This window comes from Pantoea sp. GL120224-02, assembly GCF_900215395.1.
In the GTDB taxonomy this organism is placed as follows: Bacteria; Pseudomonadota; Gammaproteobacteria; order Enterobacterales; family Enterobacteriaceae; genus Pantoea; species Pantoea communis.
This window is the reverse complement of the sequence record NZ_OBEC01000007.1, coordinates 121555-147217: the sequence shown is the minus strand read 5'-3', so window position 1 is coordinate 147217 and position 25663 is coordinate 121555. Positions and strand designations below refer to the sequence as shown.

The window sequence follows — 25663 nt, the reverse complement described above, 5'->3', positions numbered from 1 at the left end:
CTGTCGCAGAAAAAGCGATTCCCCGACCTTTCATTTCACTTTTGTTCAAGCCTCTGACAAAGAAGCGGCCCAATGGGCTGCGGGCGCAGCTGACATGCCTGTGGGAGGCAAAATGACCATCGGATCGGCCAGATGGCTGGGACTCAGCTACTTCACCTACTTCTTCTGTTATGGAATCTACTTACCTTTCTGGAGCGTCTGGCTCAAAGGCATAGGCCTGGATGCTGAAAAAATCGGCTTACTGCTCGGTTGCGGCATGGTGGCGCGATTTGTCGGTAGCCTGCTGATCGCCTCGCAGGTTAAAAACCCTTCTCAGCTGATTCTGGCGTTGCGGCTGCTGGCATTGATGACGTGCCTTTTTGCGTTAGGTTTCTGGTTTGGCGACCAATGGTTATGGCTGTTACTGGTCATGGTGGGCTTCAACCTGTTTTTCTCGCCGTTGGTGCCGCTCAGCGATGCGCTGGCAGCGACCTGGACGCAGCAAATTGGTCTGGCTTATGGCCCGGTGCGGCTATGGGGTTCGCTGGCGTTTGTGATTAGCTCTGCGCTGACGGGGATGCTGGTGAGTGCCTGGTCATCACGGGCGATTCTGGCACTGCTAAGTGTGGGCTTGCTGGCCATGCTTAGCGGCATGATGTTAGTACCCAAAACCCGGCCACAAGGTGATGCGCGGCAGGGGGCAAGCGGCGGTTGGACGGCGTGGCGCGATATGCTACGGGAGAACGCGGTCTGGCGCTTTATGTTATGCGTGACGCTAATGCAGGGGGCACATGCAGCTTATTACAGCTTCAGTGCTATCTGGTGGCAGGAAGCAGGTTATTCCGCATCGGTGATTGGCTATCTATGGTCGTTGGGCGTGGTGGCGGAAATCGTCATCTTCGCGCTGAGCAATCGTCTGTTCCGTCGCTGGAGTGCCCGCGACTTGCTGCAGCTTTCTTGCTGCTGTGCGTTAGTGCGCTGGGTGATGCTGGGATCCAGCACCGCGCTGCCGCTGCTCATTGCTGCTCAGATTTTGCATTGTGGCAGCTTCACCGTATGCCATTTGGCAGCGATGCGCTTTATTGCCGCGCGCAAAGGGGCCGAGGTGATTCGATTGCAGTCGCTTTACTCTGCACTGGCGATGGGCGGCGGGATTGCCGTGATGACGATGATCAGCGGTGTGCTGTTTACCCATTTACAGGGACATCTGTTCTGGGTGATGGCACTGGTGGCGCTTCCTGCATTGTTCCTTCGTCCGCGCGCCGCTTAAGCTTCCAGCAGTTGACGAATGCGTTGCTGCTGATGGTAGCTCAGCGGCAGCTCGGCGTGGATCAGCGGCGGTGAAAACAACGGTAACGATGTGGCGTAGGGTGTGATCACCAGCGCCACGTCACGCGGTGCACCTTCTCGTTGAAAGTGCAGCATATCCTGATAAGTGATGTTGATTGGCAGCAGCGTTATCTCGCGGATTTGCTGCTCCAGTAATTGTTCCATTGCCGCATCCGCGCCGGTCAACAGGAGTACCTGCTTCTCCTGCAGTGCGCTATCCTGCATCAGCCAGGCACCGAACAACACTGCAACCAGACTCACTTCCTCCGCGCTAAATTCCGTGCCGAAATCACTGCTAAAGTGATACAGCGCGCGTTCGGTGGTGCGCAGTAAACGTGGATAAAGACGTGCCACGTCCAATGCCACACTGTTATCAATCCCAATGGCAAAGTGACTGCGATCCAGCGCTTGCGCCAGATGCGTGAATAATTGCAATTTCAGCTCGTGCTGATTTTTGACGCGTGTCTGCGCCAGCTGTTCAAAACGGGCGATTAACGCTTCTACGGCCAGCATGAGCTGCTGTGCCTGGTGGTCTTCAAGCTGATTCCCATCCGGCGCATGAATCAAACTGAACAGCAGCGTCCAGAAGTCGGTTTCGCTAACGTCCGGCGCTAAATGGCAGCGTTTCTGCCAGTGGTGAATCACATCATCTGCGGCAGCACGCTCGGTTTTTGCTGCCAGCCATGCCCGCTGTTTTTCATTAAACAGTGCATTTTGCCGTTGGCAAAGCGCGTACTTCATAAAGATTTGCAGGAACAGGCGATCGCGCGGCGTGAAATCGCGGCTCAGTCGCAGACTGCAATGTTGAATTAACGCCTGCAGATTGGTTTCATCCCACAGCGCCTTTTCGATATTGAGGACTTTCAGGCGCTGACGCAGCACGGGAGCAAAATGTTCGCAGACGAAATCCTGCGACAGGCGCAGCGCGCGTCGCAGCCAATGGAGCAGGCAGAGCCGCCTGTCCAGTTCCGTCCCGTGTATGCGGAAGCTGCCATCCACCATCTGGTGTAACTCCAGTTGATGGAAGCGCTGTATCTCATCACCGACATCCGCGATATCCTGTCGGGCAACGGCAGGATCAACACCATTTAACTGGCAGAGCTTTTCAAGCGTTAGCGCGGGAGCAGGCAGAAACAGTAGCAATAGCAGATGACAACGACGCTGGGCACGGCTGAAGAGTGGTGCAGATGAAGGTGCAGAACTCATCAATAGTATTATCCGCGGGTCATTTTTGAGTTAAGAATAGCTAACTCCACGCGGTAACCCTGCACTTTGTCGTGACTTTTGCTCAGAGCTTTTAGGCGGGTCACAGTTTTTCTGGACCAGTATAATCTTCACTTGAGAATTGTTACTTTATAACACATGAAAATTGCACTCATTCCTTTTACGCTGTTGTTCAGCGCTGCAGCCTGGTCTCATCCGCACAGCTTTATCGATATGAAAAACGAGTTTGTCAGCGAAAACGATCACCTGACAGGCATGAAAATGGTGTGGACCATGGATGAAATTACTTCAGCCGATCTGCTTTACGATGCCGGCAAAGCGAAACCCGGTGACGTGGTATGGAAAAAGCTGGCGGCGCAGGTGATGGCGAACGTGTTGGGGCAACATTACTTCTCAGAGGTATGGCAGGACAAAACGCGGGTGAAGTTCCTGAATTTGCCCAAAGAGTACAATTTGTCGCGCAACGGCAACAAAGCAGTGCTGGAGTTTATTGTGCCGTTTGGCGAACCCCAGTCGCTGAGTGCGAAACAGTATCGTATTCAGACCTTCGATCCGAGCTACTTTGTTGATATGTATTACGATAACCCACAGGCATTAACCATGGACGACGGCGTAAAAGCACACTGCCAGATAGACTTACACACCCCCAAACCGGATGACTCGCTCAAGCAATATGCGCTGTCGCTGGATAAAGCCGATGCGCCGCCGGAAGACATGGATCTTGGTCAGCAATTCGCGCAAACGGTAACCCTGACATGTCATTGATTTCTCTGCCTTCTCGTTCACGCAGACTGTGGCCGCTTTGGTTGCTGGCCATAGTGATGCTTGCTGCCGGATATACCCTGTGGCAGCACTGGTCGCAAATTTTGCTGCAAAGCGTGTTGTGGCAGAAAGTCCTCAATCGCGAAATGACCCAACTCCTGCAACAAGTCGCTGACCAGCCTCAGCAGGCGGGCGTGACTTTAATGCTTTTTAGCCTGGCTTATGGTGTGCTGCACGCGCTGGGCCCAGGGCACGGCAAAGTGGTGATCAGCACCTTCCTGGCGACGCATCCCGCGAAGCTGAAAACCAGCATGAAACTGACGCTACTGGCCGCACTGTTACAAGGCGGTGTGGCGATTGGTTTGGTCACAGTGATGCTGGTGGTATTGCAAACCTCATCGCGGCAAATGCATCTCGGCAGTTACTGGCTGGAGAAGGGCAGTTATCTGCTGGTGATGGCGTTGGGCGTGTGGGTCGGCTGGCGTGCGCTGCGTACATTACTTCCGCTATTACGTCCCGCGTCGGCGAAGATTCAGATTCACGCCATTCGCCCACATCACCAGCATGATGAACACTGCGGATGCGGTCATGCGCATCTGCCGAGTGCTGAACAGATGGATCGCGCGGTGAGCGGGAAAACCCAGGCGCTGGTAGTGTTCTCCATGGGCATGCGTCCCTGTTCTGGCGCCATCATGATGCTGCTGTTTTCTAAGGTGATTGGTGTTTATGCGTGGGGTGTGGCCTCGGCGGTGGCCATGGCCATCGGTACGGCGGTCACGGTCTCCGCAATGGGCTTATTAGTTCAACGATCGCGGCGATTAGCTGAAAAGCTAGGGGCAAACAGTGCAATGTCGCACGGGGCGAAAATCATTATGCCGGCATTAGGATTAGCAGGTGGGATTCTGCTGGTACTGGCAGGGTGGTTACTGTGGCAAAGCGCACAGCCGATGATGAGTAGCGGGTTACGACCGTTTTAACGGCGTAAAAAAAGGCGGATATGATATCCGCCTTTTTGGTGCTTAGCGCTTCAGCGCTTCGCTCAGTTCTTCACGCATGGTCGCCAGCATGGCTTTCACAACGCGTGGGTTACCTGCAACGATGTTACCTGACATCATGTAGCCATGGTTGCCGGTGAAGTCTGTCACCAGGCCGCCCGCTTCACGTACCAGCAGTTCACCCGCAGCGAAATCCCATGGCTTCAGACCGATCTCAAAGAAACCGTCCACGCGGCCAGCGGCCACGTAAGCCAGATCCAGCGCAGCAGAACCGGTGCGACGGAAGTCAGCACATTGAGTGAACAGTTTGCCCACGATGTTGATGTAAGGGGTTGCGTGCTGTTTCAGCTTGAACGGGAAGCCGGTTGCCAGGATGGTGCCATCCAGGTCACGCGCGGTGCTGCCACGCAGACGATAACCATTGAGCTGTGCGCCCTGACCGCGTACAGCGGTGAACAGTTCGTTGCGCATTGGATCGTAGACCACAGCCACTTCGGTGCGGCCTTTGATGCGCACAGCGATAGATACAGAGAAATGTGGTAAACGTTTGATGAAGTTGGTGGTGCCATCCAGCGGATCGATTACCCATTGAATGTCCTGATCATCGCCCGCCAGTTCACCGCTTTCTTCGGTGATGATGGAGTGTTGCGGGTAGGATTTACGAATCACTTCGATAATCAGACGTTCTGCGTCACGGTCAACATTGGTAACGAAGTCGTTGCTGCCTTTCTGGCTGGCTTCGACAGCGTCCGGGGTTTCATAATTCTTGGCAATTAAATTTCCGGCCTTGCGCGCTGCGCGCACGGCGATGTTGAGCATCGGATGCATCGGTATCTCTCGCTGGATGTTAAAGAACGGGTGAAAACGGCGCGGAGTATATCAGGGTGTTCAGCAAATGTCCTGCTTTTATGCTAGGCTACGCGCCATCATTTTCTCACCGCTCACTATTATGCTGCAAAATATCCGAATCGTACTGGTTGAAACCTCGCACACTGGCAACATGGGCTCTGTTGCTCGCGCCATGAAAACCATGGGCTTAACCAATCTTTATCTGGTCAACCCGCTGGTCAAACCTGACTCGCAGGCCATCTCTCTTGCCGCCGGCGCCAGCGATGTAATTGGCGATGCAAAAATCGTGGATACGCTGGACGAAGCGATTGCGGGCTGTAGCCTGGTTGTCGGCACCAGCGCGCGTTCCCGATCGCTGCCCTGGCCGATGCTGGATTCGCGTGAATGCGGTATCAAAAGCGTGCAAGAGGGCCAGCAGGCACCGGTTGCACTGGTGTTTGGTCGTGAACGTGTGGGCCTGACCAACGAAGAGTTGCAGAAGTGCCACTATCACGTCGCCATTCAGGCAAATCCGGAATACAGCTCGCTAAACCTGGCGATGGCAGTGCAGATCATTGCTTACGAAGTGCGTATGGCATGGCTGGATGCGCAGGAGAAAGCCAGCCCACAACCGCAAGAAGAAGAATCCCCTTATCCTTTGGTGGACGATTTGGAGCGCTTCTATCAACACATTGAGAAGATGATGCTGGAGAGCGGCTTTATCCGCGAAGGCACCCCGAGTCAGGTGATGAGCAAACTGCGCCGTCTCTACACCCGCGCGCGTCCGGAACGTGATGAACTCAATATCCTGCGGGGTATGCTGGCTTCGTTCCAAAAGCCTAAAGGTAATAAGGGTAATAGTTGAGTAAAACAGTTGGTTAAATAGTTGAGTAAATTACTTGGTTAAATAGTTGACCGTTTTACTCAGGAATGGCAGACTGGCGTCAATTCATCAGATAGCCCGCCGATACCCGGACGGACGCTTACGAGGTTGTATGCTATGAGACTGACATCCAAAGGACGTTATGCCGTAACCGCTATGCTGGACGTTGCACTGCACTCAAACGAGGGCCCGGTGCCGCTGGCTGACATTTCTGAGCGTCAGGGCATTTCGCTCTCCTATCTGGAGCAGTTATTCTCACGTCTGCGTAAGCACGGTTTAGTGGCCAGCGTTCGTGGTCCAGGTGGCGGTTATCTGTTAGGTAAAGATGCTGGCGCGATTGCCGTTGGCGCGGTGATCACGGCGGTTGACGAATCTGTTGATGCCACCAAGTGCCAGGGCAAAGAAGGCTGCCAGGGTGGCGAGCGCTGCCTGACTCACGTCCTGTGGCGTGACCTGAGCGAACGCATCAGCGAATTCCTCAACAACATCACGCTGGCTGAACTGGTAAACAACCAGGAAATCCTGGATGTGGCAGATCGTCAGAACATGAACGACACTCGCCGCTTCCAGCAGCATCGTATGCAGGAAACCATTAACGTTAATCTGCGTGCTTAATCCGCTCCCCTTCAGCCCTTGCTGTTCACACAGCCGGGGCTGAATCGTGCTATAAAGACGTATGATTTTTTATACGGAGTTTTAGCGCAATGAAATTACCGATCTACCTGGATTACGCAGCGACAACGCCTGCCGATCCGCGTGTCGCCACCAAAATGATGCAGTTTCTTACTTTGGATGGCACCTTCGGTAACCCCGCTTCCCGTTCTCACCGTTTTGGCTGGCAGGCAGAAGAAGCCGTTGATGTGGCGCGCAATCAGATTGCAGAGCTGGTCAATGCCGATCCGCGTGAAATCGTTTTTACTTCCGGTGCCACCGAAGCTGATAACCTCGCCATTAAAGGCGCGGCTCAATTCCATCAGGCGCGCGGCAAACACATTATTACCAGTCAAACTGAGCACAAAGCAGTGCTCGATAGCTGCCAGCAACTGGAGCGTGAAGGCTTCGACGTCACCTATCTGCAACCCGGCAGCGATGGCATTGTCACGCCTGCGATGCTGGAAGCCGCACTGCGCGATGACACGGTGCTGGTTTCCCTGATGCATGTGAACAACGAAACCGGCGTGATTCAGGATATCGCCGCGCTCGGAGCCTTGTGCCGCGCGCGTGACATCCTGTTTCATGTTGATGCCACCCAAAGCGTCGGCAAATTGCCGATTGATGTTGCGGCACTGCCGGTGGATCTGATGTCGTTTTCAGCGCATAAAATCTACGGTCCGAAAGGCATTGGTGCGCTGTGGGTGCGTCGTAAACCTAAATTACAGATCGATGCGCAGATGCACGGCGGCGGTCATGAACGCGGTATGCGATCCGGAACCTTGCCGGTGCATCAAATCGTGGGCATGGGCGAAGCGTATCGCGTTGCACGTGAAGAGATGAGCAGTGAAATGGCGCGTCTCGCAGCCATGCGCCAACGTCTGTGGCACGGCATCAGCCAGTTAGAGAATGTGAATATTAACGGTTCGCTGGAGCAGGGCGCACCGAATATCCTCAACCTCAGTTTTGCTCAGGTCGATGGCGAATCACTGATTATGGCGCTGAAAGATCTGGCGCTGTCGTCCGGTTCTGCCTGTACCTCGGCCAGTCTCGAACCCTCTTATGTACTGCGCGCCATGGGCGTTGAGCAGGAGCTGGCACACAGCTCGCTGCGCTTCTCGCTGGGACGCTTCACTACCGAAGAGGAAATTGACTATGCCATTGAGCTGGTCAATAAAGCGGTAAGCCGTTTACGGGCATTAACGCCCGCCACGTCCCGCTAATTCATGCACCCCTTGCGCCGGTTCTGGCGTAAGGTGACACCTAACGCAAACGGAGCCACGCGATGACAACACAACCGATGACAATTACGCTCAGCTCCCAGGCCGCCGATGCGCGCTGGGGTGAAAAAGCACTGCTGAGCAGCACTGAAAGTGGCATGACCCTTCACCTGACTGGCGCCGATGCGCTGATGAGCATCCAGCGCGCGGGGCGTAAGCTGGACGGTCAGGGGATTCGCCACGTTGCCCTGAGCGGCGAAGAGTGGGATTTAGAGAAGTGCTGGGCATTCTGGCAAGGCTATCGCAGCCCGAAAGGCAAGCGCCAGGTAGAGTGGCCAGCATTAAGCGAAAACGATCAAACTGAATTTGATCGTCGTCTGAAGATCGTTGACTGGGTGCGCGACACCATTAACCTTCCAGCGGAAGATCTGAGTCCGGAACAACTGGCGCACAGCGCGATCGATCTGATCAGCGAAGTGGGCGGTGACGCAGTGAGCTATCGCATCACCAAAGGCGAAGATCTGCGTGAGCAGGGTTATGCCGGTATTCACACCGTGGGCCGTGGTTCAACTCGCGCACCTGTGCTGCTGGCGCTCGACTTCAACCCCACCGGCGATGAAAATGCGCCGGTATACGCTTGTCTGGTCGGAAAAGGCATCACCTTTGATACCGGTGGTTACAGCCTGAAGCAGAGCGCGTTTATGGATTCGATGAAATCCGATATGGGCGGTGCGGCAACGGTAACTGGCGCGCTGGCGCTGGCGATTGCGCGTGGCCTGACCAAACGTGTGAAGCTGTTCCTGTGCTGTGCTGACAACATGGTGAGCGGTAACGCGTTCCGTCTCGGCGACATCATCCGCTATCGTAACGGTAAAACCGTGGAAGTGATGAACACCGATGCGGAAGGGCGCCTGGTGCTGGCTGATGGCCTGATTGATGCCAGCGAGCAAAATCCTGAACTGCTGATCGATGCCGCGACCCTGACCGGTGCCGCGAAAACGGCGCTGGGCAACGATTATCACGCCCTGTTTACCTTTGACGATGTACTGGCGGAATCTCTGCTGGGCAGTGCAACTGGTGAAAACGAAGCCTTCTGGCGTCTGCCGCTGGCGGAGTTCCATCGCAGCCATCTGCCGTCAAACTTTGCCGATTTGAACAACATTGCCAGCCCTGCGCATGCAGCAGGCGCCAGCAGCGCGGCGGCGTTCCTCTCTTACTTCGTTAGCAACTATCAGCAGGGTTGGCTGCACATTGACTGTTCTGCCACTTACCGTAAAAGCGCGGTGGATCAGTGGTCAGCGGGTGCCACCGGTCTGGGTGTGCGCACTATTGCCAATCTGCTGCTGAAGTAAAACCGGCGCGCATCAATGCGAACCCTAAGTCAGGTCGCAGAAAGATGTGTAACCCACGTCAGGCCGCCATTGATGTGCATGCACCTTTCGTCTGGTCGCCATTGATGTGTAACCTACGTCAGGTCGTCGTTGATGTGCATCCTTCATCAGTATTGTGTAGGGTCGTCATTGATGGCGACCGAACAGCGCTTAAGCGGCAAACCTCATGCATGAGCTTGCCGTTTTTTTGGAACTTGATAAATGAGCAATCGTCTTGAAGAGGTGCTAAAGCTGGCCGCCACTGAGCCTGCGCACCGTCCGGAATTCTTTCAACTGCTGCTGGAATCTGACATTTGGGTGCCAGGTGAAAGTCCTGCAGAGCAGTTTGATGCCACTTCGCCCGTGGAATTGCTGCATTGGGAAAAAGAGGGTGGCGGCAGCGTTATCCCGTTCTTCACCTCAGAAGAGGCGATGGGCGAAGCAATTAAAGAAGAGCAGCCTTATCTGCGCCTGCCCGCGCGCACGCTGTTTGAAATGACCCTGGGTGAGAGCTTGTTCCTCAATCCCAAATTACCGGCGGGTAAAGAGTTTTCGCCAGGTGAAATCGCCCATCTGATCGGTGAAGAGGGCAGTGCGCTGAGTCAGCAAACGGTGTTGGAAGGCGGCCATGCCCTGCTTCTGTCGGAAGTGGCTGAACCGCCCGCGCAGATGATTGATTCTCTGACGCAGCTGTTTGCTAAATATAAACAGGTGCGTCGTGCTTACATCGCCAGCATTCGTGAGAATGCTATGGAAGAGCCGAATCTACTGATCGGTATCGAAGCCGATAGCAATATCGATGAGATTATTCAGGCGGCAGGCAGCGTGGCAACCGATACGCTGACGGATGACGCACCGATTGATATCTGCGAAGTGGTGGTCGACGAGAAAGGCGTCAGCCACTTCTTTACCGCGCACATCACGCCATTTTATGAACGTCGCTGGGGGAGTTTCCTGCGCGACTTCAAAGGCAGTCAGCGGATTATCTAAACATCGCTAGCTGCGGTGCAATTTATTGCGCATCTGACAGCCATTGTCCGGCTTAAGATACGCGCGATAAATCGCGCCGCTACGGATCGCACTTATCTGATCGCGCCGCTACAGATCGCACTTATCGGGTAGCGGCGCAATTTATTGCGCGGTAGTCAAATCATCATTAGCAGGCTCAGAAGTTTGTTCTGCAACCCCCTTCATTGCCATGCTCAGCAGTTTAATCGGCTAGCTAAACTTTATTTCTCAATCGGTAAATCGTCGCGGCTACCCCATTCGCCCCAGGATCCGTCATACAGGGTGACGTCACGCACGCCCAGCGAGGTTAGTGCCAGAATCACCACCACCGCCGTTACACCCGAACCGCAGCTGGCGATAATGGGCTGATCCAATTTAATGCCGGCTTTTTCAAACAAATCGCGCAGTTCAGCCGCCGGTTTCAGCTCGCCGTTCGCCACAAGATTGTTCCACGGCATATTCAAGCTATTCGGGATGTGCCCGCGCAGCAGGCCCGGACGCGGTTCATCCACTTCTGCGTTAAAGCGGTTAGCCGCTCGGGCATCAACGATCTGCGCGCCGCCTTCATGGCTGATCAACAACACATCGGTCAGGCGTTTCACCAGCCCCTGATCGTAATGAGCTTCGAACTCGCCTTCCGGCAGGTTAACTGGGCCTGAAGCGACATCAAAGCCTGCCGCTTTCCAGCCCTGCAAACCGCCCGCCAGAATCGACACATTGACGCAGCCAAAGGCGCGCAACATCCACCATGCGCGGGGTGCAGAGAACAGGTTGCCCTCGTCATACACCACCAGGTGTTTATCCTGATTAACACCCAGTTCGCGCATCGCCACGGCAAAAGCTTCCGGGCGCGGCATCATATGCGGGTAAGCGCTGGTGTGATCGGACAAAGCTTCGATATTGAAATAAGGCGCATCGGGCAAATGCCCTGCCAGATATTCCGCCTGGATATCACGCACCGCTTCCTGACCTGGCGGCAACATGCGCGCATCTAATACCTGCAACGTTTCATCGGTGTAATGCTCTTTTAACCAATCGGCAGAGACAAACAGGGGAGCTGTCATCGCAACAACCTCTTCTCAATCATCAGAAAACGGAAAGGACCAGTGTCCGGGAATGTGAACGCTATCTCAAGGGTATCGTTGCTAAAGTGAGTAGGTTGATGTGAAATTGCGCAGCACACTATTTTAACCTTTGGGGCTGGTGAGGGACTTACCATGGCAAAACGCGTTAATCGACTGCTGCTCAGCGTGCTGATCGGCGGAACACTATTGGGCGGCGCTTTGCTGCCTGCGCAGGCTGAGGATACGCCTGTGGTGCAAAATGCGGCGAAAACGATCTCGGTGATCGACCTTTCCGAGCTGCAACTGGATGGCGCATCAGCACTGGTGCTGAGTTTCAATACTGCCATCGATAGCAAACAGGACTTGAACGCGCGGGTCCATATCAGCGATGAGAAAAGCGGTAAGGTCGATGGCGGCTGGGAACTGGCGCAAAATGGCAAGGCGCTACGCTTCCGCCATCCTGAACCGTCGCGCAAATTAACAGTGACCGTCGATGCCGGCCTCAAGGCCGCCGATGGCAGTACCTTATCCAGCCCTTTCAGCCAGACGCTGACTACCCGCGATATCCAGCCGATGGTGGGTTTCGCCAGCCGGGGATCACTGCTGCCGCTGCGCCTGACGCAGGGATTACCGGTGCTGGCACTCAATGTGAACAACATTGATGTCGATTTCTTCCGGGTGAAAAGCGCCGTACTGGCCGATTTTCTCGCCCTGTGGAATTACGGTAATAACCTGTCGTACTGGGAATCACGCGATTTACTGAAAAATGCCGATCTGGTCTACAGTGGACGTTTTGATCTCAATCCGGCCCGCAACACGCGTGAGAAGATGCAGCTGCCGCTCAGCGATGTGGATGCGCTCAAGCAGCCCGGTGTTTATCTGGCGGTGATGAAACAGGCCGGAACCTACAATTACACACAGCCAGCAACCCTGTTTACGCTCAGTGACATTGGTTTATCGCTGCATAGCTTCCCGGATCAACTGGAACTCTTTACGCAAAGCCTCGCCAATGGCGCACCGCTAGATGACGTCAATGTGCAACTGCTGGACGAGAAAGGCCAACAGCTGGCGAGTGGCACCAGTGACAGCAATGGCCATCTGCGCCTGCCCGCCAACGCCAAAGGCAAGTTGCTGCTGGCAACGCAGAAAGGGCAAACCTCTCTGATCGATCTCAATCGTCCGGCGTTGGATCTCGCCGAATTCCCGATTGATGGTCCGCAGGGTTATGACAAGCAGTTCTTCCTGTTCGGCCCGCGCGATCTCTATCGCCCCGGTGAAACGGTGATCGTTAATGCGCTGCTGCGTGATGCCGATGGCAAGCCGTTGCCGCCACAACCGGTCAAAGCCGAAGTGGTGCAGCCTAATGGTGAAGTCACCCAGACCTTTGTCTGGCAGCCGGAGAACGGTGTGTACCAGCAGCGCTTTGCTCTTCCAGCTTCAGCCATGACCGGTGAATGGACGCTGCGCATCAACAGCGGTGATAACCAGCCGCGTAGCTGGTCGTTCCATGTCGAAGATTTCCTGCCAGAACGTATGGCGCTGGCATTGAGCAACAGCGAACAGCCGCTGGCACCGGACGCCTCAGTGACCTTTGATGTTGAGGGCCGTTATCTGTATGGCGCACCAGCGGCGGGTAATGAGTTGCAGGGGCAACTGTTCCTGCGCCCGGCGCGTGAAGCTGTGGTAGCGCTGCCAGGCTATCAATTTGGCGATATCACTGAAGATCTGAAACGCAGTCTCGATGACGTTGATGAAAAGCTGGATGAGAGCGGCAAACTGCAGCTCAACGTGGAAAGCAGCTGGGCAGAAAGTCATTCGCCGCTCAACCTGATACTGCAAGCCAGCCTGCTGGAAACCGGTGGGCGTCCGGTGACACGTCGCGCGACTCAATCGATCTGGCCCGCGCCTGCACTGCCGGGTATCCGTCCACTGTTTAACAGTGAGTCAGTTTATGACTATCGCACCGATCGTTACCGCGATGAGCCGACTGTACCTGAAAACGGCCTGGCGGAATTTGATGTTGTTTATGCCAATCCGCAAGGCGAGAAACTGGCGGCGCAGGATCTGGATGTGCGCCTGATTCACGAACGCCGTGACTACTTCTGGAGCTTCTCAGACAGCGAAGGTTGGCAGTCGCGTTATGACCAAAAAGATCTGCGGGAAGACGAGCAGCGCATCACTATTGCCGCGGGCGGCAGCCAGAAAATCAGCTTCCCGGTGGAGTGGGGCACCTATCGTCTGGAGGTGCATGCGGGAGAGAACATTGTCAGTAGCGTGCGCTTCAATGCGGGCTACTGGTGGCAGGACAACACTGATGGCACCGGTGCGTTACGTCCCGATCAGGTCAAACTGAAAATTGATAAAAGCGCCTACCAACCGGGTGATACCGCTAAAGTACAGGTGGAATCACCGGCTGCCGGTAAAGGGTATCTGATGGTGGAATCCAGCAGCGGAACGCTGTGGTGGCAGCCGCTCGACGTTCCTGCCGGTGGCACGACCATTGATGTACCGATTAATGAGAGCTGGAAGCGTCACGATCTCTATCTCAGCGCCATCGTGGTGCGTGACGGCGATAAAGCCAACGGCACCACGCCGAAAAGGTCAGTAGGGCTGCTGCATTTGCCGATGGCGACCGAAGCGCGACGTCTCAATCTGGCGATGGATGCGCCTGAAAAAATCCGCCCTGAGCAGACAGTCAAAGTGAAGGTGAAAGCCAGCCGTGAAGGCGGCGAGTTACCTAAGCAGGTTCAGGTCTTGCTGTCAGCGGTGGACAGCGGCGTGTTGAGCATCACTGATTACAAAACGCCAAATCCATGGGACGCGTTCTTTGGCCGTAAGCGTTACAACGCCGATCAATATGATGTCTATGGTCAGCTCATCGAAGGCGGTGGCAAGCTGGCGGCACTGCGCTTTGGTGGTGACGGCGATGATGCCGATGCGCTGTCGCGAGGCGGTAAAAAGCCGGTCACCGATGTGCAGATCGTCGCACAACAGCTGCAGCCAGTCACGCTGGATGCCAACGGCGAAGGCACCATCGATCTCCCGATTCCGGCCTTTAATGGCGAGTTACGCTTGATGGCGCAGGTATGGAGCGCAGAGAGCTTCGGCTCAGCGGAGCGCAAAATGGTGGTGGCCGCGCCGCTCATCAGTGAACTGGCGACGCCGCGCTTTATGGCCAGCGGTGACCAGTCGACGCTGGCGCTGGATCTTACCAACCTGACCGATCAGCCGCAGACGCTAAAAGTCGACGTAACAACGCAGGGTCTGATCGCCCTGAACGGCACTGTCACTTCCAGCGTGCAACTGGCGAAAGGTGCGCGCACGACCTTGCAAATCCCGGTTAAAGCCCAGGGAGCCTTTGGTGAGGGGGCGGTGCAGCTCAACGTCTCCGGCATGAGTCTGCCGGGTGAGACGCTGGAGCCCAGCGAGCGCAAATGGACCATCGGCGTGCGCCCGGCTTATCCCGCCCAAACCCTGAGTTTTGATAATGTGATGCAAACCGGGCAGAGCTGGCAGGTGGTGGCGAGTGCCTTTAGCGGCCTGCAAAAGGATACGCTGACCGGGCAGCTGTCGCTCAGCAATCGACCGCCGCTGAATATTGCCAGCTTTATTAGCCAGCTGTATGCCTATCCTTACGGCTGCCTTGAGCAGACCGCCAGCGGCATCTGGCCATCGGTGTTCACCAACAAAGCACAGCTGGATGCGCTGGGTATCAAAACCAGCACCGACGAGGCGCGCCGGGCGTCGATCGCAACCGGTATTGCGCGCCTGGCAGGTATGCAGCGTGGTAATGGCAGCTTTGGCTTGTGGAGCAAAGAGAGTCAGGAGGAGTTCTGGTTGACGGCTTACGTCACCGATTTCCTGCTGCGTGCCAGTGAAGCGGGCTACAGCGTGCCGGAAGGGGTGATCAGCCGCGCCGATGAACGCTTGCTGCGCTATCTGCAGGACCCGGCACAAATAGAAACCAGCTGGAGCAGCGATGCCGATGGATTGCGTTTCAGTGTGCAAGCTTACGCCGGGCTGGTATTAGCAAGACAGCAACAGGCGCCGCTCGGTGCATTGCGTGCACTGTACGACAAGCGTGAGCAGGCAAAATCAGGTCTGGCGCTGGTGCAACTGGGTGTGGCGCTGAAACTGATGGGCGATCAACAGCGTGCGCAGTTGGCGCTGGCACAGGGCATAGGGCTGGAGCGCAAACCCAACAGCTGGTTGGGTGATTACGGCAGCCCGGTGCGTGACCGCGCGCTGATTGTTGCGCTCATCACTGAAAACCAACTGCTGCCCGATATGCAGGGACCATTACTGATTGATCTGGCGAAAGCGGTACATGGTCAGCGCTGGTTCTCCACCCAGGAAAACAATGCGCTGTTCCTCGCCGCTCGCACCTTGCAGCAGCACAAAGGTGAACAGTGGCAAGCCACATTGCAGGGCAGAAGTGAGCCGCTGAGCAGCAATCAGACGCTCAATATGGGCATCAGCGAAGATCAGCTACGCCAGGGCTTGTCGGTGAAAAGCGACAATAATTCGCCGCTTTACGGCACGCTCAATGTGGTGGGTTATCCGCAAACAGCACCGTCGCCAATCAGCAACGTGCTGAAGATCACCCGCGAGTATTTCACCCTCGACGGTAAGCCAGCTGACCTCACCAACCTGAAAAGTGGTGAATTGCTGGTGGTGCGGTTGAAAGTGACGGCCAGCGAGCGGGTGAGCGATGCGCTGGTGGTGGATTTACTGCCTGCAGGACTGGAACTGGAAAACCAGAACCTGAGCGATAGCAGCGCCAGTCTGGGCGACAGTGCCGATGCGCTGAAAGAGAGCATGATGGATATGCAGCAAGCCAACATCAAACACATTGAGTTCCGTGATGACCGCTTCGTTGCGGCACTGGCGCTGGATGGCTACACACCAGTCACGCTGCTGTATCTGGCACGCGCGGTGACGCCGGGTAGCTATCGTCTGCCGCCTCCGCAGGTCGAATCAATGTATGTGCCGGAGTGGCGCGCGATTGGCATCACGCCGGAAAAACTGAATGTGCGCTAAGCGGTAATGAAAAAAGGTCATGCACTGAAGCGGTGGCGCTGGCTGCCGCTTTTTTTACTGCTGATGCTCGTCGGTATATGGCTACTGGATCGACTCGATCCCCTGCCGCTGCAGGAAGTGCAACCTGCACGCGTGGTGGTCGCGGAGGATGGCACGCCGCTGTGGCGCTTTGCCGACAAGCAAGGCGTCTGGCGCTATCCGGTGACGCTGGAGGAGGTCTCGCCCGACTATATTCAGGCGCTGCTCACTTACGAAGATCGCTGGTTCTGGCACCATCCCGGCATCAATCCGATGGCGATTGTGCGTGCCATCGGGCAAAACCTGCTGCATCACGGCATTGTGTCAGGCGGCAGCACGCTAACGATGCAGGTAGCGCGATTGATCGACCCACAACCGCGTACGCTGCGTGGTAAGGTGGTTCAGGCCTGGCGAGCGCTACAGCTGGAGTGGCATTTATCCAAGCGTGACATTCTCACACTCTATCTTAATCGTGCGCCGTTTGGCGGCACGGTGGAAGGCATTGGCGCAGCAAGTTGGATGTGGCTGGGTAAGCCGCCATCTCAGCTCACCAAAGGTGAAGCAGCGTTGCTCGCCGTGCTGCCACAGGCCCCGAGCCGTCTGCGCCCGGACCGCTGGCCGCAACGTGCGGAAGCGGCGCGCAATAAAGTGCTGGATCGACTGGCAGAATATCAGGTGTGGTCGGCGCAGGATGTGGCGGATATTAAACAGGAAGCGATCTGGTTGCCGCCGCGACAAACGCCGCAAATGGCACCGTTGCTGGCACGCCGCCTGCTGTCGCTCTCTCCCGACAACAAAATTACCTCGACCATCGATGTGTCGCTGCAGCGCGAACTGGAGAGTCTGGCGTCAGCGATGAAAACCCAGTTGCCGCCACGCACCTCGCTGGCGCTGCTGGTAGTGGATCATCAGGATATGAAAGTGCGTGGCTATATTGGCTCGGTGTCATTCAATGACGACAGTCGCTTTGGCCATGTCGATATAATCTCCAGCGTGCGATCGCCCGGATCGGTGCTGAAACCTTTTGTTTATGGCATGGCGCTGGATGATGGCCTGATCCACGGTGAATCACTGCTGCAGGATGTGCCGCGCCGTTTCGGTGATTATCGCCCCGGAAACTTTGACTTCGGTTTTCACGGTCCGGTAAGTGCCAGCGAGGCGCTGGAGCGTTCACTGAACCTGCCAGCGGTGCAACTGCTGGACGCGCTTGGCCCGAAAACGGTGGCGGCGCGCCTGCGCAATGTCGGTCTGAACCTGCGCTTTCCGGCGGGATCCGAACCGAATCTGTCACTGGTGCTCGGCGGCACGGGCGCGCGGCTCGATGACATCGTGGCGGCTTATAGCGCTTTTGCCCGTCAGGGGAATGCCGCGCAGCTGCGCTGGTTGCCCAATCAGCGATTACAAGAGCGACCACTGCTTTCGCCGGGCGCAGCCTGGATTGTGCGACGTATTCTGGCGGGCGAAGCGCTGCCATCCGCGGCCATTCCTGATATTGCACCACTGGCCTGGAAAACCGGCACCAGTTACGGCTATCGCGATGCCTGGACGATTGGCATTACGCCCCGCTATTTAATCGGCGTGTGGGTTGGCAGGCCCGATGCCACGCCGGTTGCCGGGCAGTTTGGCTTTGCCTCTGCGGTACCGGTGATGAATCAGGTTAACAACCTGCTGGCGGGGCATATGCCGCTGCACGGCGTACCGCGCGACCCTCGGCCGAAAAGCGTCAGCGCCATGAGCATTTGCTGGCCCGTAGGACAACCTTTGCCGCAGGGCGACGAAAATTGCCGCCAGCGCCGCCAAAGCTGGATACTGAATCAAACCGTGCCGCCGACACTGTTGGCACCCGGTCAGGAAGGGGTGAATGGTTTACGTCAGCGTTATTGGATAAACCCGCAGGGCTTACGCGTGGCTGCCGATTGCCCCGAGGCGCAGAGTCACGAACGTTTGATGTGGCCTCTGCCGCTGGAACCCTGGTTACCAGTGGCGGAACGCCGCCAGCAGCGCCTGCCGCCTGTTGATCCTCGCTGCCCACCCTTAAATCAGGGCAGTGCGCCACCGCTCTTGATCACCGGCGTGATTGAGGGGCAGCGTGTGCAGCCGCTGCCAGGCAAAGTGGTATTGGTGCTGCCGGTGGCCGTTCAGGGCGGAAAGGGGGCGCAGCGCTGGTGGTTTTTGAACGGGCAACCGGTGGAACAGAAGGCAGAACAAAACAGTGCGGCGCTGGTGCTCAGCGAACCGGGCCAGTATCAACTGGTGGTGATGGATGAGGCGGGCCAACTGGCATCCGTCACATTTATTCGGGGTTAGATATCCGCGCATGCCAGATTTTGCGCGTGTTCGCCCCGACAAAAATCAATTATTTTCGATAATTCCACCAATCGGCAATAGGCAACGCCCGATGATGTCCCTATAATCGGCGCGTTTTCTTACCGGGAGCGAATTCCCGGTTTCTTCAGGATGCTAACTAGAGGTCATCATGGCAATCGAACGTACTTTCTCAATCGTTAAACCAAACGCCGTCGCTAAGAACGTGATTGGTGCTATCTACAACCGTTTCGAAAGCGCAGGCTTCAAAATCGTTGGCGCAAAAATGCTGCACCTGACCAAAGAGCAGGCTGAAGGCTTCTACGCTGAGCACAAAGGCCGTCCATTCTTCGATGGTCTGGTTGAGTTCATGACTTCTGGTCCAGTAGTTGTTTCTGTTCTGGAAGGCGAAAACGCCGTTCAGCGTCACCGTGATCTGATGGGTGCAACCAACCCAGACAACGCACTGGCCGGTACTCTGCGTGCTGACTACGCTGACAGCTTCACTGAGAACGCAACCCACGGTTCTGACTCAGCTGAATCTGCTGCACGCGAAATCGCATACTTCTTCGCAGAGAACGAAGTCTGCCCACGCACTCGCTAAGTGCGTTGCTGCCAATGCGGATAAACGACTTTACACCTTTTCATCATCGGTAAAGTCGTTCCCCTGGCATCATGCAGCAGATGTAGTACAATAATGCGCCCTTGTTGAGCTTGGCTCAGCGAGGGCGTTATTTTTTTCCTATTCTTAACCAGAGCCGTAACGTGTAACAACGAGGCCAGAGAACATTATGTCCGAACAGATTGTGACGCCGTCGTCCGCTTCCCCCGTGGTTGTTTCCCCAAAAAACGAAAAAATTAACCTGCTGGATCTTAACCGTCAGCAGATGCGCGAATTCTTTTTAGAGATGGGTGAAAAGCCGTTCCGCGCCGATCAGGTCATGAAGTGGATGTACCACTACTGCTGCGATGATTTCGAGCAGATGACTGACATCAACAAAGTGCTGCGTGGCAAATTGATGCAGCGCGCTGAAATCCGTGCGCCGGAAGTAGCGGAAGAGATGCGTTCCAGCGATGGCACTATCAAGTGGGCGATTCGCGTGGGCGATCAGCTGGTCGAAACCGTGTATATCCCGGAAGCTGACCGTGCAACGCTGTGTGTCTCTTCACAGGTAGGCTGTGCGCTGGAGTGCAAATTCTGTTCGACTGCGCAGCAGGGCTTCAACCGTAACCTGCGTGTTTCCGAAATCATTGGTCAGGTATGGCGCGCGGCGAAAATTATCGGCGCGGCGAAAATTACCGGCCAGCGTCCGATCACCAACGTGGTGATGATGGGCATGGGCGAGCCGTTGCTCAACCTGAACAACGTGGTGCCAGCAATGGACATCATGCTGGATGATTTCGGTTTTGGTCTGTCAAAACGTCGCGTGACGCTGTCTACCTCGGGTGTCGTGCCGGCACTGGATAAGCTGGGCGATATGATCGACGTGGCACTGGCGATTTCGCTGCACGCACCGAACGATGCGATTCGTGACGAAATTGTGCCGATCAACAAAAAGTACAACATCGAAACCTTCCTCGCGGCGGTTAAACGCTACATTGGGAAATCGAACGCCAATCAGGGCCGCGTGACCATCGAGTACGTGATGCTGGATCACATCAATGACAGCACCGACAACGCGCATGAGCTGGCTGCACTGCTGAAAGAGACGCCGTGCAAGATTAACCTGATCCCATGGAACCCGTTCCCGGGCGCGCCATATGGCCGTAGCTCCAACAGCCGTATCGATCGTTTCTCCAAAGTGCTGATGGATTATGGGTTTACCACTATCGTGCGTAAAACACGTGGCGACGATATTGATGCGGCTTGTGGTCAGTTAGCGGGTGACGTTATCGACCGTACCAAGCGCACCTTGCGTAAGAAAATGGCCGGTGAAACCATCTCTGTGAAGGCGCTCTGAAACACGGCGCCTGGTGATACCCACCGGGCGTAAGCCGTGCCAGTCTCTCCTCTCAATGTCAGAGGGAGAGACTGAAATGCACAAAGGATTATCGGCAGTGTTGTTGGCGGGCTTTGTTGTAACCGGTTGTGTCAATCCACCGGTCCAGCAAGGCGCTGCGGATATCAGGCTACAGCTAGGGTTGCACTACCTGGCGGTGAAAGATTTTGCTGCAGCACAGCGTAATTTATTACGCGCTGAGCGGGCCGCACCGCAAGATTATCGTGTGCCGTTGGCGCTTGCGCGGCTGGCACAGGCGCAGCAGAATAGCGCGCAGACCCATTGGCACTACCAACGCGCCCAGCAGTTAGCGCCAGCGAATGGCTACATCGCTAACAATTACGGTGCGTTTCTTTGCGGTTTAAGGCAGTATGGCGAAGCGCATCAACAGTTTAAGCTGGCGATGGCTGCACAGGAAATCGAAGCTCGTCAGGATGCATTTCTGTTTTCGGGCTATTGTTACCTGCAGGCTGGAGAGAGTGCCTCAGCGCGCGAGTCTTTGAGCAACGCGCTGATTGCCGCACCGGAGCAGGGCAGTCAACTGCTTCTGGAAGTGGAAAGGCGGCTTGAACAGCAGGATCGCATGGCGGTTCCGCTGCTATTAGAAGTGTACCACCAGCGTTTGCCCGCAACGGCAGAGAGCCAGTGGTTACAAATACGTTTCGCCGCGCAACAGGGAAACGCTGCTGACGTTACACGTTATGGCGACCGGTTGGCGCGAAGTTTTCCACAATCGATACAGTACCAGCGTTATTTAGCTAATGAATACTGAAGCCACTCAAGAGAATTCTGCAGTACATTCCACAGGTGAACGCCTGCGTCTGGCCCGTGAGCAGATGGGGCTGACTCAGCAAAATGTCGCTGAACGCCTGTGCCTGAAACTTTCTACCGTACGAGACATTGAAGAGGATAAGTCGCCAGCTGATTTAGCTTCGACGTTCTTGCGCGGTTACATTCGTTCTTATGCTCGTCTGGTGCATGTGCCGGAAGATGACCTGTTGCCGATGATGGCGAAGCAGGCTCCCGTGCGCGCGGCCAAAATTGAGCCAATGCAGAGCTTCTCGTTAGGTAAGCGCCGTAAAAAGCGTGATGGCTGGCTGATGATTTTCACCTGGCTGGTGATTTTTGTGGTCATTGGTCTGACCGGCGCGTGGTGGTGGCAAAACCATAAAGCCTCGCAGGCCGATCTGGTCTCAATGGCTGACCAGAATGGCAGCAGCAGCGATAACAGTCAGTCTATTCCGCTGGGTGAAAACAGCACTGACAGCGCGACTGACAGTGATACCAATGCCGCCGGTACGCCGGTGGATAACGGTGCAGGTGCGGTTGCGACACCGAGTACCAGCAACAACGCGGCTTCGGCTGCCAACACTACTGCGCCTGCGACCGGCAGCGATAACGCCGTGGTTTCACCGAGCCAGGCACCGATCGATAACGCACCGCCAGCAGCCACCTCTCCGGCACCTGCCAACAGTGTACCAGCAGGTCAAATGCCGACCAGCAACGCGGCGGTAAGCCAGCCAGCAGGTGACCCAAATGCGGTGGTGATGAATTTCAAAGCCGACTGCTGGCTGGAGGTCACCGACGCTACTGGCAAGAAGCTGTTCAGCGGATTGCAACGTAGCGGCGGTAAGCTCAGCTTGTCCGGAACGGCTCCGTATCGTCTGAAAATTGGCGCTCCGAGTGCGGTTGATGTGCAATATCAGAATCAGCCCGTTGATTTAAGTCGTTTTATCCGTAATAACCAGGTTGCCCGTCTGACGCTGGGTGCGCAATAACGCGCAGCGCGCTTTCCGGGTAATTGTGGAGAGAGAATATGCATAACGAAGCACCCATTATCCGTCGCAAATCAACACGGATTTACGTCGGCAAGGTGCCGGTTGGTGATGGTGCGCCCATTGCCGTTCAGTCAATGACCAACACCCGCACCACGGATGTGGACGCCACGGTTAACCAGATTCGCCAGCTTGAGCGTGTCGGTGTCGATATCGTGCGCGTCTCTGTTCCGACCATGGATGCGGCGGAAGCGTTCAAACTGATTAAGCAACAGGTCAATGTGCCGCTGGTGGCGGACATTCATTTTGACTATCGTATCGCACTGAAAGTCGCCGAATATGGCGTCGACTGCCTGCGCATCAACCCCGGCAATATCGGCAACAATGAGCGTATCCGCCAGGTCGTGGATTGTGCCCGTCATTACAACATCCCTATCCGTATCGGCGTAAATGCCGGTTCACTGGAAAAAGATCTGCAGGAAAAATACGGTGAGCCAACGCCACAGGCGCTGCTCGAATCCGCGATGCGCCATGTTGATCACCTCGATCGCCTCAACTTTGATCAGTTCAAAGTGAGCGTAAAAGCTTCTGACGTGTTCCTGGCCGTTGAATCTTATCGCCTGCTGGCAAAAGCCATCGATCAGCCACTGCATCTCGGTATTACCGAAGCGGGTGGCGCGCGCGCCGGTTCAGTAAAATCAGCGATTGGCCTGGGCTTGCTGCTGGCAGAAGGGATCGGCGATACGCTGCGCATCTCGCTGGCGGCGGATCCGGTGGAAGAAGTCAAGGTCGGTTACGACATTCTGAAATCGCTGCGCATTCGATCACGCGGTATCAACTTTATTGCCTGCCCAACCTGTTCACGTCAGGAATTTGATGTGATTGGGACGGTGAATGCGTTGGAAGAACGTCTCGAAGACATCATCACGCCAATGGATATCTCGATTATCGGTTGTGTGGTGAACGGTCCTGGCGAAGCCACTGTTTCGACCATGGGCGTGACGGGCGGTAGCCGTAAAAGTGGTTTCTACGAGGACGGTGTGCGTCAGCGCGATCGCCTCGATAACGACAATATGATCGACCAGCTGGAAGCACGTATTCGTGCCAAGGCCAGCATGCTGGATGAAAGCCGCCGCATTAACGTGCAGCAGCTGGAAAAATAAGGGACGGTGCGCGCCCGCCGCGTGCCGGTTTGTGATTGAACCTGTGCGGTTTCATCCTCATAAGGTATGATGCCGGACAGGTTTTTTTGTATTAAGAGATTCTAACGTGGCGAAGAATATTCAAGCGATCCGTGGGATGAACGACTACCTGCCGGCGGATACTGCGATTTGGCAGCGTATTGAGGGCACCCTGAAGCAGGTGCTGGCCAGTTATGGCTTTAGCGAAATCCGTTTGCCGATTGTAGAGCAGACCCCGCTATTTAAACGCGCTATCGGTGAAGTCACCGATGTGGTTGAAAAGGAGATGTATACCTTTGACGACCGCAACGGTGAAAGCCTGACCCTGCGTCCGGAAGGCACCGCGGGCTGCGTGCGTGCCGGTATTGAGCATGGTCTGCTGTACAATCAGGAACAGCGTCTGTGGTACATCGGTCCGATGTTCCGCTACGAACGTCCGCAGAAAGGTCGTTACCGCCAGTTCCATCAGATTGGTGCGGAAGTGTTTGGTCTGCAAGGCCCGGACATTGACGCCGAACTGATTATGATGACCGCGCGCTGGTGGAAAGCGTTAGGTATCGCTGAACACGTGAGTCTCGAACTCAACTCTATCGGCTCACTGGAAGCGCGCGCGAACTACCGCGACGCACTGGTGGCCTTCCTTGAGCAGCACAAAGACAAACTGGATGAAGATTGCAAACGTCGTATGTACAGCAATCCGCTGCGCGTACTCGACAGCAAAAACCCTGACATCCAACTGTTACTCAACGATGCGCCGACGCTGAATGAATATCTCGATGAAGACTCACGCGCGCACTTCGACGGGCTGTGCAGCCTGCTGGATGACGCGGGTATCGCTTACACCGTGAACCAGCGTCTGGTGCGTGGCCTCGATTACTACAACCGCACCGTGTTTGAGTGGGTGACCAACAGCTTAGGTTCACAGGGCACCGTGTGTGCCGGTGGACGCTACGATGGTCTGGTTGAACAGCTGGGTGGTCGCGCTACGCCAGCGGTCGGTTTTGCCATGGGTCTTGAGCGTTTGGTATTGCTGGTCCAGGCGGTTAATCCAGAATTTGAACCGACGCGCATTGTTGATGTCTATGTTATCGCTTCGGGGCAGGGCGTTCAGTCCGCTGCGATGCAATTGGCGGAAAAACTGCGTGATGCAGATCCGGCGCTGAAGCTGATGACCAACTTCGGTGGTGGTAACTTCAAGAAGCAGTTTGGCCGTGCAGACAAGTGGGGCGCACGCATTGCGCTGGTGCTGGGTGAAGACGAAGTGAAAGCGGGCCAGGTCGTGATTAAAAACCTGAGCACAGGCGATCAGCAAACCGTTGCCCAAAGCGAAGCCGCTGCGACATTGCGCACGCTGCTGCAGTAAACGCAGCACTGCAACAGCCATTTAAAGGAGAGGGATTGCGTGGAAGTTTACAGCAACGAAAACGAACAGGTTGACGCACTGCGTCAGTTCTTTGCGAACAACGGCAAAGCGCTGGCTGTGGGTGTGATCATCGGCATTGCTGCACTGGGTGGCTGGCGTTTCTGGACCAGTCATCAGGATGGTGCGGATAAAGCTGCGTCGGCACAGTATCAACAACTGACCACTGCGATGCAGGCGGATAAGCCGCAAACGCTGGAAGCGGTTGCCGCCTTTGCCAATGAAAATAACAACACTTATGGCGCACTGGCTTCGCTCGATTTAGCGAAACAGTACGTTGAAGCAAATCAGTTAGATAAAGCCATTACGCTGCTTCAGAGCGGGCTGAAAGATACCAAAGATGCCAACCTGCAGGCGGTGATTAACCTGCGTCTGGCACGCATTCAACTGCAGCAAAATCAGGCCGATGCCGCACTTTCAACTCTTAACAATGTTAAGGGTGATGGCTGGACAGCCATTATTGCGGACATTCGTGGCGAAGCACTGCTGAGCAAAGGCGACAAGCAGGGCGCACGTGATGCCTGGAGCAAAGGTGCTGAATCGCAGGCCTCTCCTGCGTTGAAGCAAATGCTGCAGATGAAGATGAATAACTTAAGTTAAGCCAGTCAAGAG

20 protein-coding genes are annotated in these 25663 nt (G+C 55.6%); 17 read left to right on the top strand and 3 right to left on the bottom strand.

The features are described 5' to 3' along the window. Positions 1 to 112 precede the first annotated feature (112 nt). Positions 113 to 1249 (top strand): 3-phenylpropionate MFS transporter, encoded by a 1137-nt coding sequence (locus CRO33_RS14855; RefSeq protein ID WP_097118701.1) that lies wholly within the window; start codon positions 113 to 115, stop codon positions 1247 to 1249. Here the strand turns inward: CRO33_RS14855 and csiE are convergent. Next, complete coding sequence (gene csiE, locus CRO33_RS14850; RefSeq protein WP_045814928.1) at positions 1246 to 2514, bottom strand: stationary phase inducible protein CsiE; 1269 nt, start codon at positions 2512 to 2514, stop codon at positions 1246 to 1248. The genes CRO33_RS14855 and csiE overlap by 4 nt on opposite strands. Positions 2515 to 2670: 156 nt before the next feature. Here csiE and CRO33_RS14845 point away from each other — a divergent pair, with 156 nt between their 5' ends. Both CRO33_RS14845 and CRO33_RS14840 read left to right on the top strand, forming a co-directional pair. After that, a complete protein-coding gene (locus CRO33_RS14845; RefSeq protein WP_058959151.1) occupies positions 2671 to 3297 on the top strand; it encodes a DUF1007 family protein in 627 nt (208 codons plus the stop codon). Continuing rightward, on the top strand, positions 3288 to 4271 hold the full coding sequence (locus CRO33_RS14840) for a nickel/cobalt transporter (RefSeq protein WP_058959150.1): 984 nt from the start codon (positions 3288 to 3290) through the stop codon (positions 4269 to 4271). Before CRO33_RS14845 ends, CRO33_RS14840 begins: the two co-directional genes overlap by 10 nt. A gap of 42 nt (positions 4272 to 4313) precedes the next feature. On the opposite strand, the gene suhB is transcribed toward CRO33_RS14840, so the two are convergent. Continuing rightward, positions 4314 to 5117: an inositol-1-monophosphatase gene (gene suhB / locus CRO33_RS14835; protein ID WP_058959149.1), complete on the bottom strand. Its 804-nt coding sequence runs from the start codon at positions 5115 to 5117 to the stop codon at positions 4314 to 4316. Positions 5118 to 5238: 121 nt separating this feature from the next. On the opposite strand from suhB, the gene trmJ reads away from it, so the two are divergent. The 5 genes from trmJ (at position 5239) to sseB (ending at position 10231) form a co-directional block, all read left to right on the top strand. Further along, complete coding sequence (gene trmJ, locus CRO33_RS14830) at positions 5239 to 5982, top strand: tRNA (cytosine(32)/uridine(32)-2'-O)-methyltransferase TrmJ (protein WP_097118700.1); 744 nt, start codon at positions 5239 to 5241, stop codon at positions 5980 to 5982. 135 nt (positions 5983 to 6117) lie between these two features. Then, positions 6118 to 6615: a Fe-S cluster assembly transcriptional regulator IscR gene (gene iscR, locus CRO33_RS14825; protein WP_034825654.1), complete on the top strand. Its 498-nt coding sequence runs from the start codon at positions 6118 to 6120 to the stop codon at positions 6613 to 6615. A gap of 89 nt (positions 6616 to 6704) precedes the next feature. Beyond that, a complete protein-coding gene (locus tag CRO33_RS14820) occupies positions 6705 to 7874 on the top strand; it encodes an IscS subfamily cysteine desulfurase (protein WP_058959147.1) in 1170 nt (389 codons plus the stop codon). 62 nt (positions 7875 to 7936) lie between these two features. Then, positions 7937 to 9223: an aminopeptidase PepB gene (gene pepB / locus CRO33_RS14815; RefSeq protein WP_097118612.1), complete on the top strand. Its 1287-nt coding sequence runs from the start codon at positions 7937 to 7939 to the stop codon at positions 9221 to 9223. Positions 9224 to 9463: 240 nt separating this feature from the next. After that, positions 9464 to 10231 (top strand): enhanced serine sensitivity protein SseB, encoded by a 768-nt coding sequence (gene sseB / locus CRO33_RS14810; protein WP_097118611.1) that lies wholly within the window; start codon positions 9464 to 9466, stop codon positions 10229 to 10231. Between the two features lie 239 nt (positions 10232 to 10470). On the opposite strand, the gene sseA is transcribed toward sseB, so the two are convergent. Further along, entirely contained in the window at positions 10471 to 11313 is an 843-nt protein-coding gene (gene sseA / locus CRO33_RS14805; RefSeq protein WP_058959144.1) for a 3-mercaptopyruvate sulfurtransferase, read from the bottom strand. Positions 11314 to 11466: 153 nt separating this feature from the next. Here sseA and CRO33_RS14800 point away from each other — a divergent pair, with 153 nt between their 5' ends. The 9 genes from CRO33_RS14800 to CRO33_RS14760 all read left to right on the top strand — a co-directional run bounded on the left by CRO33_RS14800 (position 11467) and on the right by CRO33_RS14760 (position 25651). Continuing rightward, positions 11467 to 16353, top strand: coding sequence for an alpha-2-macroglobulin family protein (locus tag CRO33_RS14800; protein ID WP_097118610.1), 4887 nt, complete (start codon positions 11467 to 11469; stop codon positions 16351 to 16353). Positions 16354 to 16359: 6 nt separating this feature from the next. Beyond that, positions 16360 to 18678, top strand: coding sequence for a peptidoglycan glycosyltransferase PbpC (gene pbpC, locus CRO33_RS14795; protein WP_097118609.1), 2319 nt, complete (start codon positions 16360 to 16362; stop codon positions 18676 to 18678). 169 nt (positions 18679 to 18847) lie between these two features. After that, on the top strand, positions 18848 to 19279 hold the full coding sequence (gene ndk, locus CRO33_RS14790; protein WP_007884899.1) for a nucleoside-diphosphate kinase: 432 nt from the start codon (positions 18848 to 18850) through the stop codon (positions 19277 to 19279). A 187-nt stretch (positions 19280 to 19466) separates the two neighbouring features. Then, positions 19467 to 20636 carry a bifunctional tRNA (adenosine(37)-C2)-methyltransferase TrmG/ribosomal RNA large subunit methyltransferase RlmN gene (locus tag CRO33_RS14785; RefSeq protein WP_034825665.1) on the top strand — a complete coding sequence of 390 codons (1170 nt, stop codon included), beginning with the start codon at positions 19467 to 19469 and terminating at the stop codon, positions 20634 to 20636. Between the two features lie 76 nt (positions 20637 to 20712). Then, the gene (gene pilW, locus CRO33_RS14780) at positions 20713 to 21447 is read left to right on the top strand and encodes a type IV pilus biogenesis/stability protein PilW (RefSeq protein WP_097118608.1); all 735 of its coding nucleotides are present in this window, start codon (positions 20713 to 20715) and stop codon (positions 21445 to 21447) included. Then, a complete protein-coding gene (gene rodZ / locus CRO33_RS14775; protein ID WP_097118607.1) occupies positions 21437 to 22453 on the top strand; it encodes a cytoskeleton protein RodZ in 1017 nt (338 codons plus the stop codon). The genes pilW and rodZ overlap by 11 nt, the downstream gene beginning before the upstream one ends. A 38-nt stretch (positions 22454 to 22491) precedes the next feature. Further along, complete coding sequence (ispG, locus tag CRO33_RS14770; RefSeq protein WP_034825671.1) at positions 22492 to 23613, top strand: flavodoxin-dependent (E)-4-hydroxy-3-methylbut-2-enyl-diphosphate synthase; 1122 nt, start codon at positions 22492 to 22494, stop codon at positions 23611 to 23613. Between the two features lie 106 nt (positions 23614 to 23719). After that, positions 23720 to 24994, top strand: coding sequence for a histidine--tRNA ligase (hisS, locus tag CRO33_RS14765; RefSeq protein ID WP_097118606.1), 1275 nt, complete (start codon positions 23720 to 23722; stop codon positions 24992 to 24994). 39 nt (positions 24995 to 25033) lie between these two features. Continuing rightward, complete coding sequence (locus CRO33_RS14760) at positions 25034 to 25651, top strand: YfgM family protein (RefSeq protein WP_045814917.1); 618 nt, start codon at positions 25034 to 25036, stop codon at positions 25649 to 25651. Positions 25652 to 25663 lie beyond the last annotated feature (12 nt).

Bases quoted from the DNA above. Each gene is read 5' to 3' on its own strand.
- trmJ (WP_097118700.1), top strand. From the start codon at position 5,239: ATGCTGCAAAATATCCGAATCGTACTGGTTGAAACCTCGCACACTGGC.
- suhB (WP_058959149.1), bottom strand. From the start codon at position 5,117: ATGCATCCGATGCTCAACATCGCCGTGCGCGCAGCGCGCAAGGCCGGA.
- csiE (WP_045814928.1), bottom strand. From the start codon at position 2,514: ATGAGTTCTGCACCTTCATCTGCACCACTCTTCAGCCGTGCCCAGCGT.
- sseA (WP_058959144.1), bottom strand. From the start codon at position 11,313: ATGACAGCTCCCCTGTTTGTCTCTGCCGATTGGTTAAAAGAGCATTAC.
- pbpC (WP_097118609.1), top strand. From the start codon at position 16,360: ATGAAAAAAGGTCATGCACTGAAGCGGTGGCGCTGGCTGCCGCTTTTT.
- ndk (WP_007884899.1), top strand. From the start codon at position 18,848: ATGGCAATCGAACGTACTTTCTCAATCGTTAAACCAAACGCCGTCGCT.
- CRO33_RS14820 (WP_058959147.1), top strand. From the start codon at position 6,705: ATGAAATTACCGATCTACCTGGATTACGCAGCGACAACGCCTGCCGAT.
- CRO33_RS14855 (WP_097118701.1), top strand. From the start codon at position 113: ATGACCATCGGATCGGCCAGATGGCTGGGACTCAGCTACTTCACCTAC.
- rodZ (WP_097118607.1), top strand. From the start codon at position 21,437: ATGAATACTGAAGCCACTCAAGAGAATTCTGCAGTACATTCCACAGGT.
- CRO33_RS14845 (WP_058959151.1), top strand. From the start codon at position 2,671: ATGAAAATTGCACTCATTCCTTTTACGCTGTTGTTCAGCGCTGCAGCC.
- sseB (WP_097118611.1), top strand. From the start codon at position 9,464: ATGAGCAATCGTCTTGAAGAGGTGCTAAAGCTGGCCGCCACTGAGCCT.
- CRO33_RS14800 (WP_097118610.1), top strand. From the start codon at position 11,467: ATGGCAAAACGCGTTAATCGACTGCTGCTCAGCGTGCTGATCGGCGGA.
- iscR (WP_034825654.1), top strand. From the start codon at position 6,118: ATGAGACTGACATCCAAAGGACGTTATGCCGTAACCGCTATGCTGGAC.
- pilW (WP_097118608.1), top strand. From the start codon at position 20,713: ATGCACAAAGGATTATCGGCAGTGTTGTTGGCGGGCTTTGTTGTAACC.
- pepB (WP_097118612.1), top strand. From the start codon at position 7,937: ATGACAACACAACCGATGACAATTACGCTCAGCTCCCAGGCCGCCGAT.
- ispG (WP_034825671.1), top strand. From the start codon at position 22,492: ATGCATAACGAAGCACCCATTATCCGTCGCAAATCAACACGGATTTAC.
- CRO33_RS14785 (WP_034825665.1), top strand. From the start codon at position 19,467: ATGTCCGAACAGATTGTGACGCCGTCGTCCGCTTCCCCCGTGGTTGTT.
- CRO33_RS14840 (WP_058959150.1), top strand. From the start codon at position 3,288: ATGTCATTGATTTCTCTGCCTTCTCGTTCACGCAGACTGTGGCCGCTT.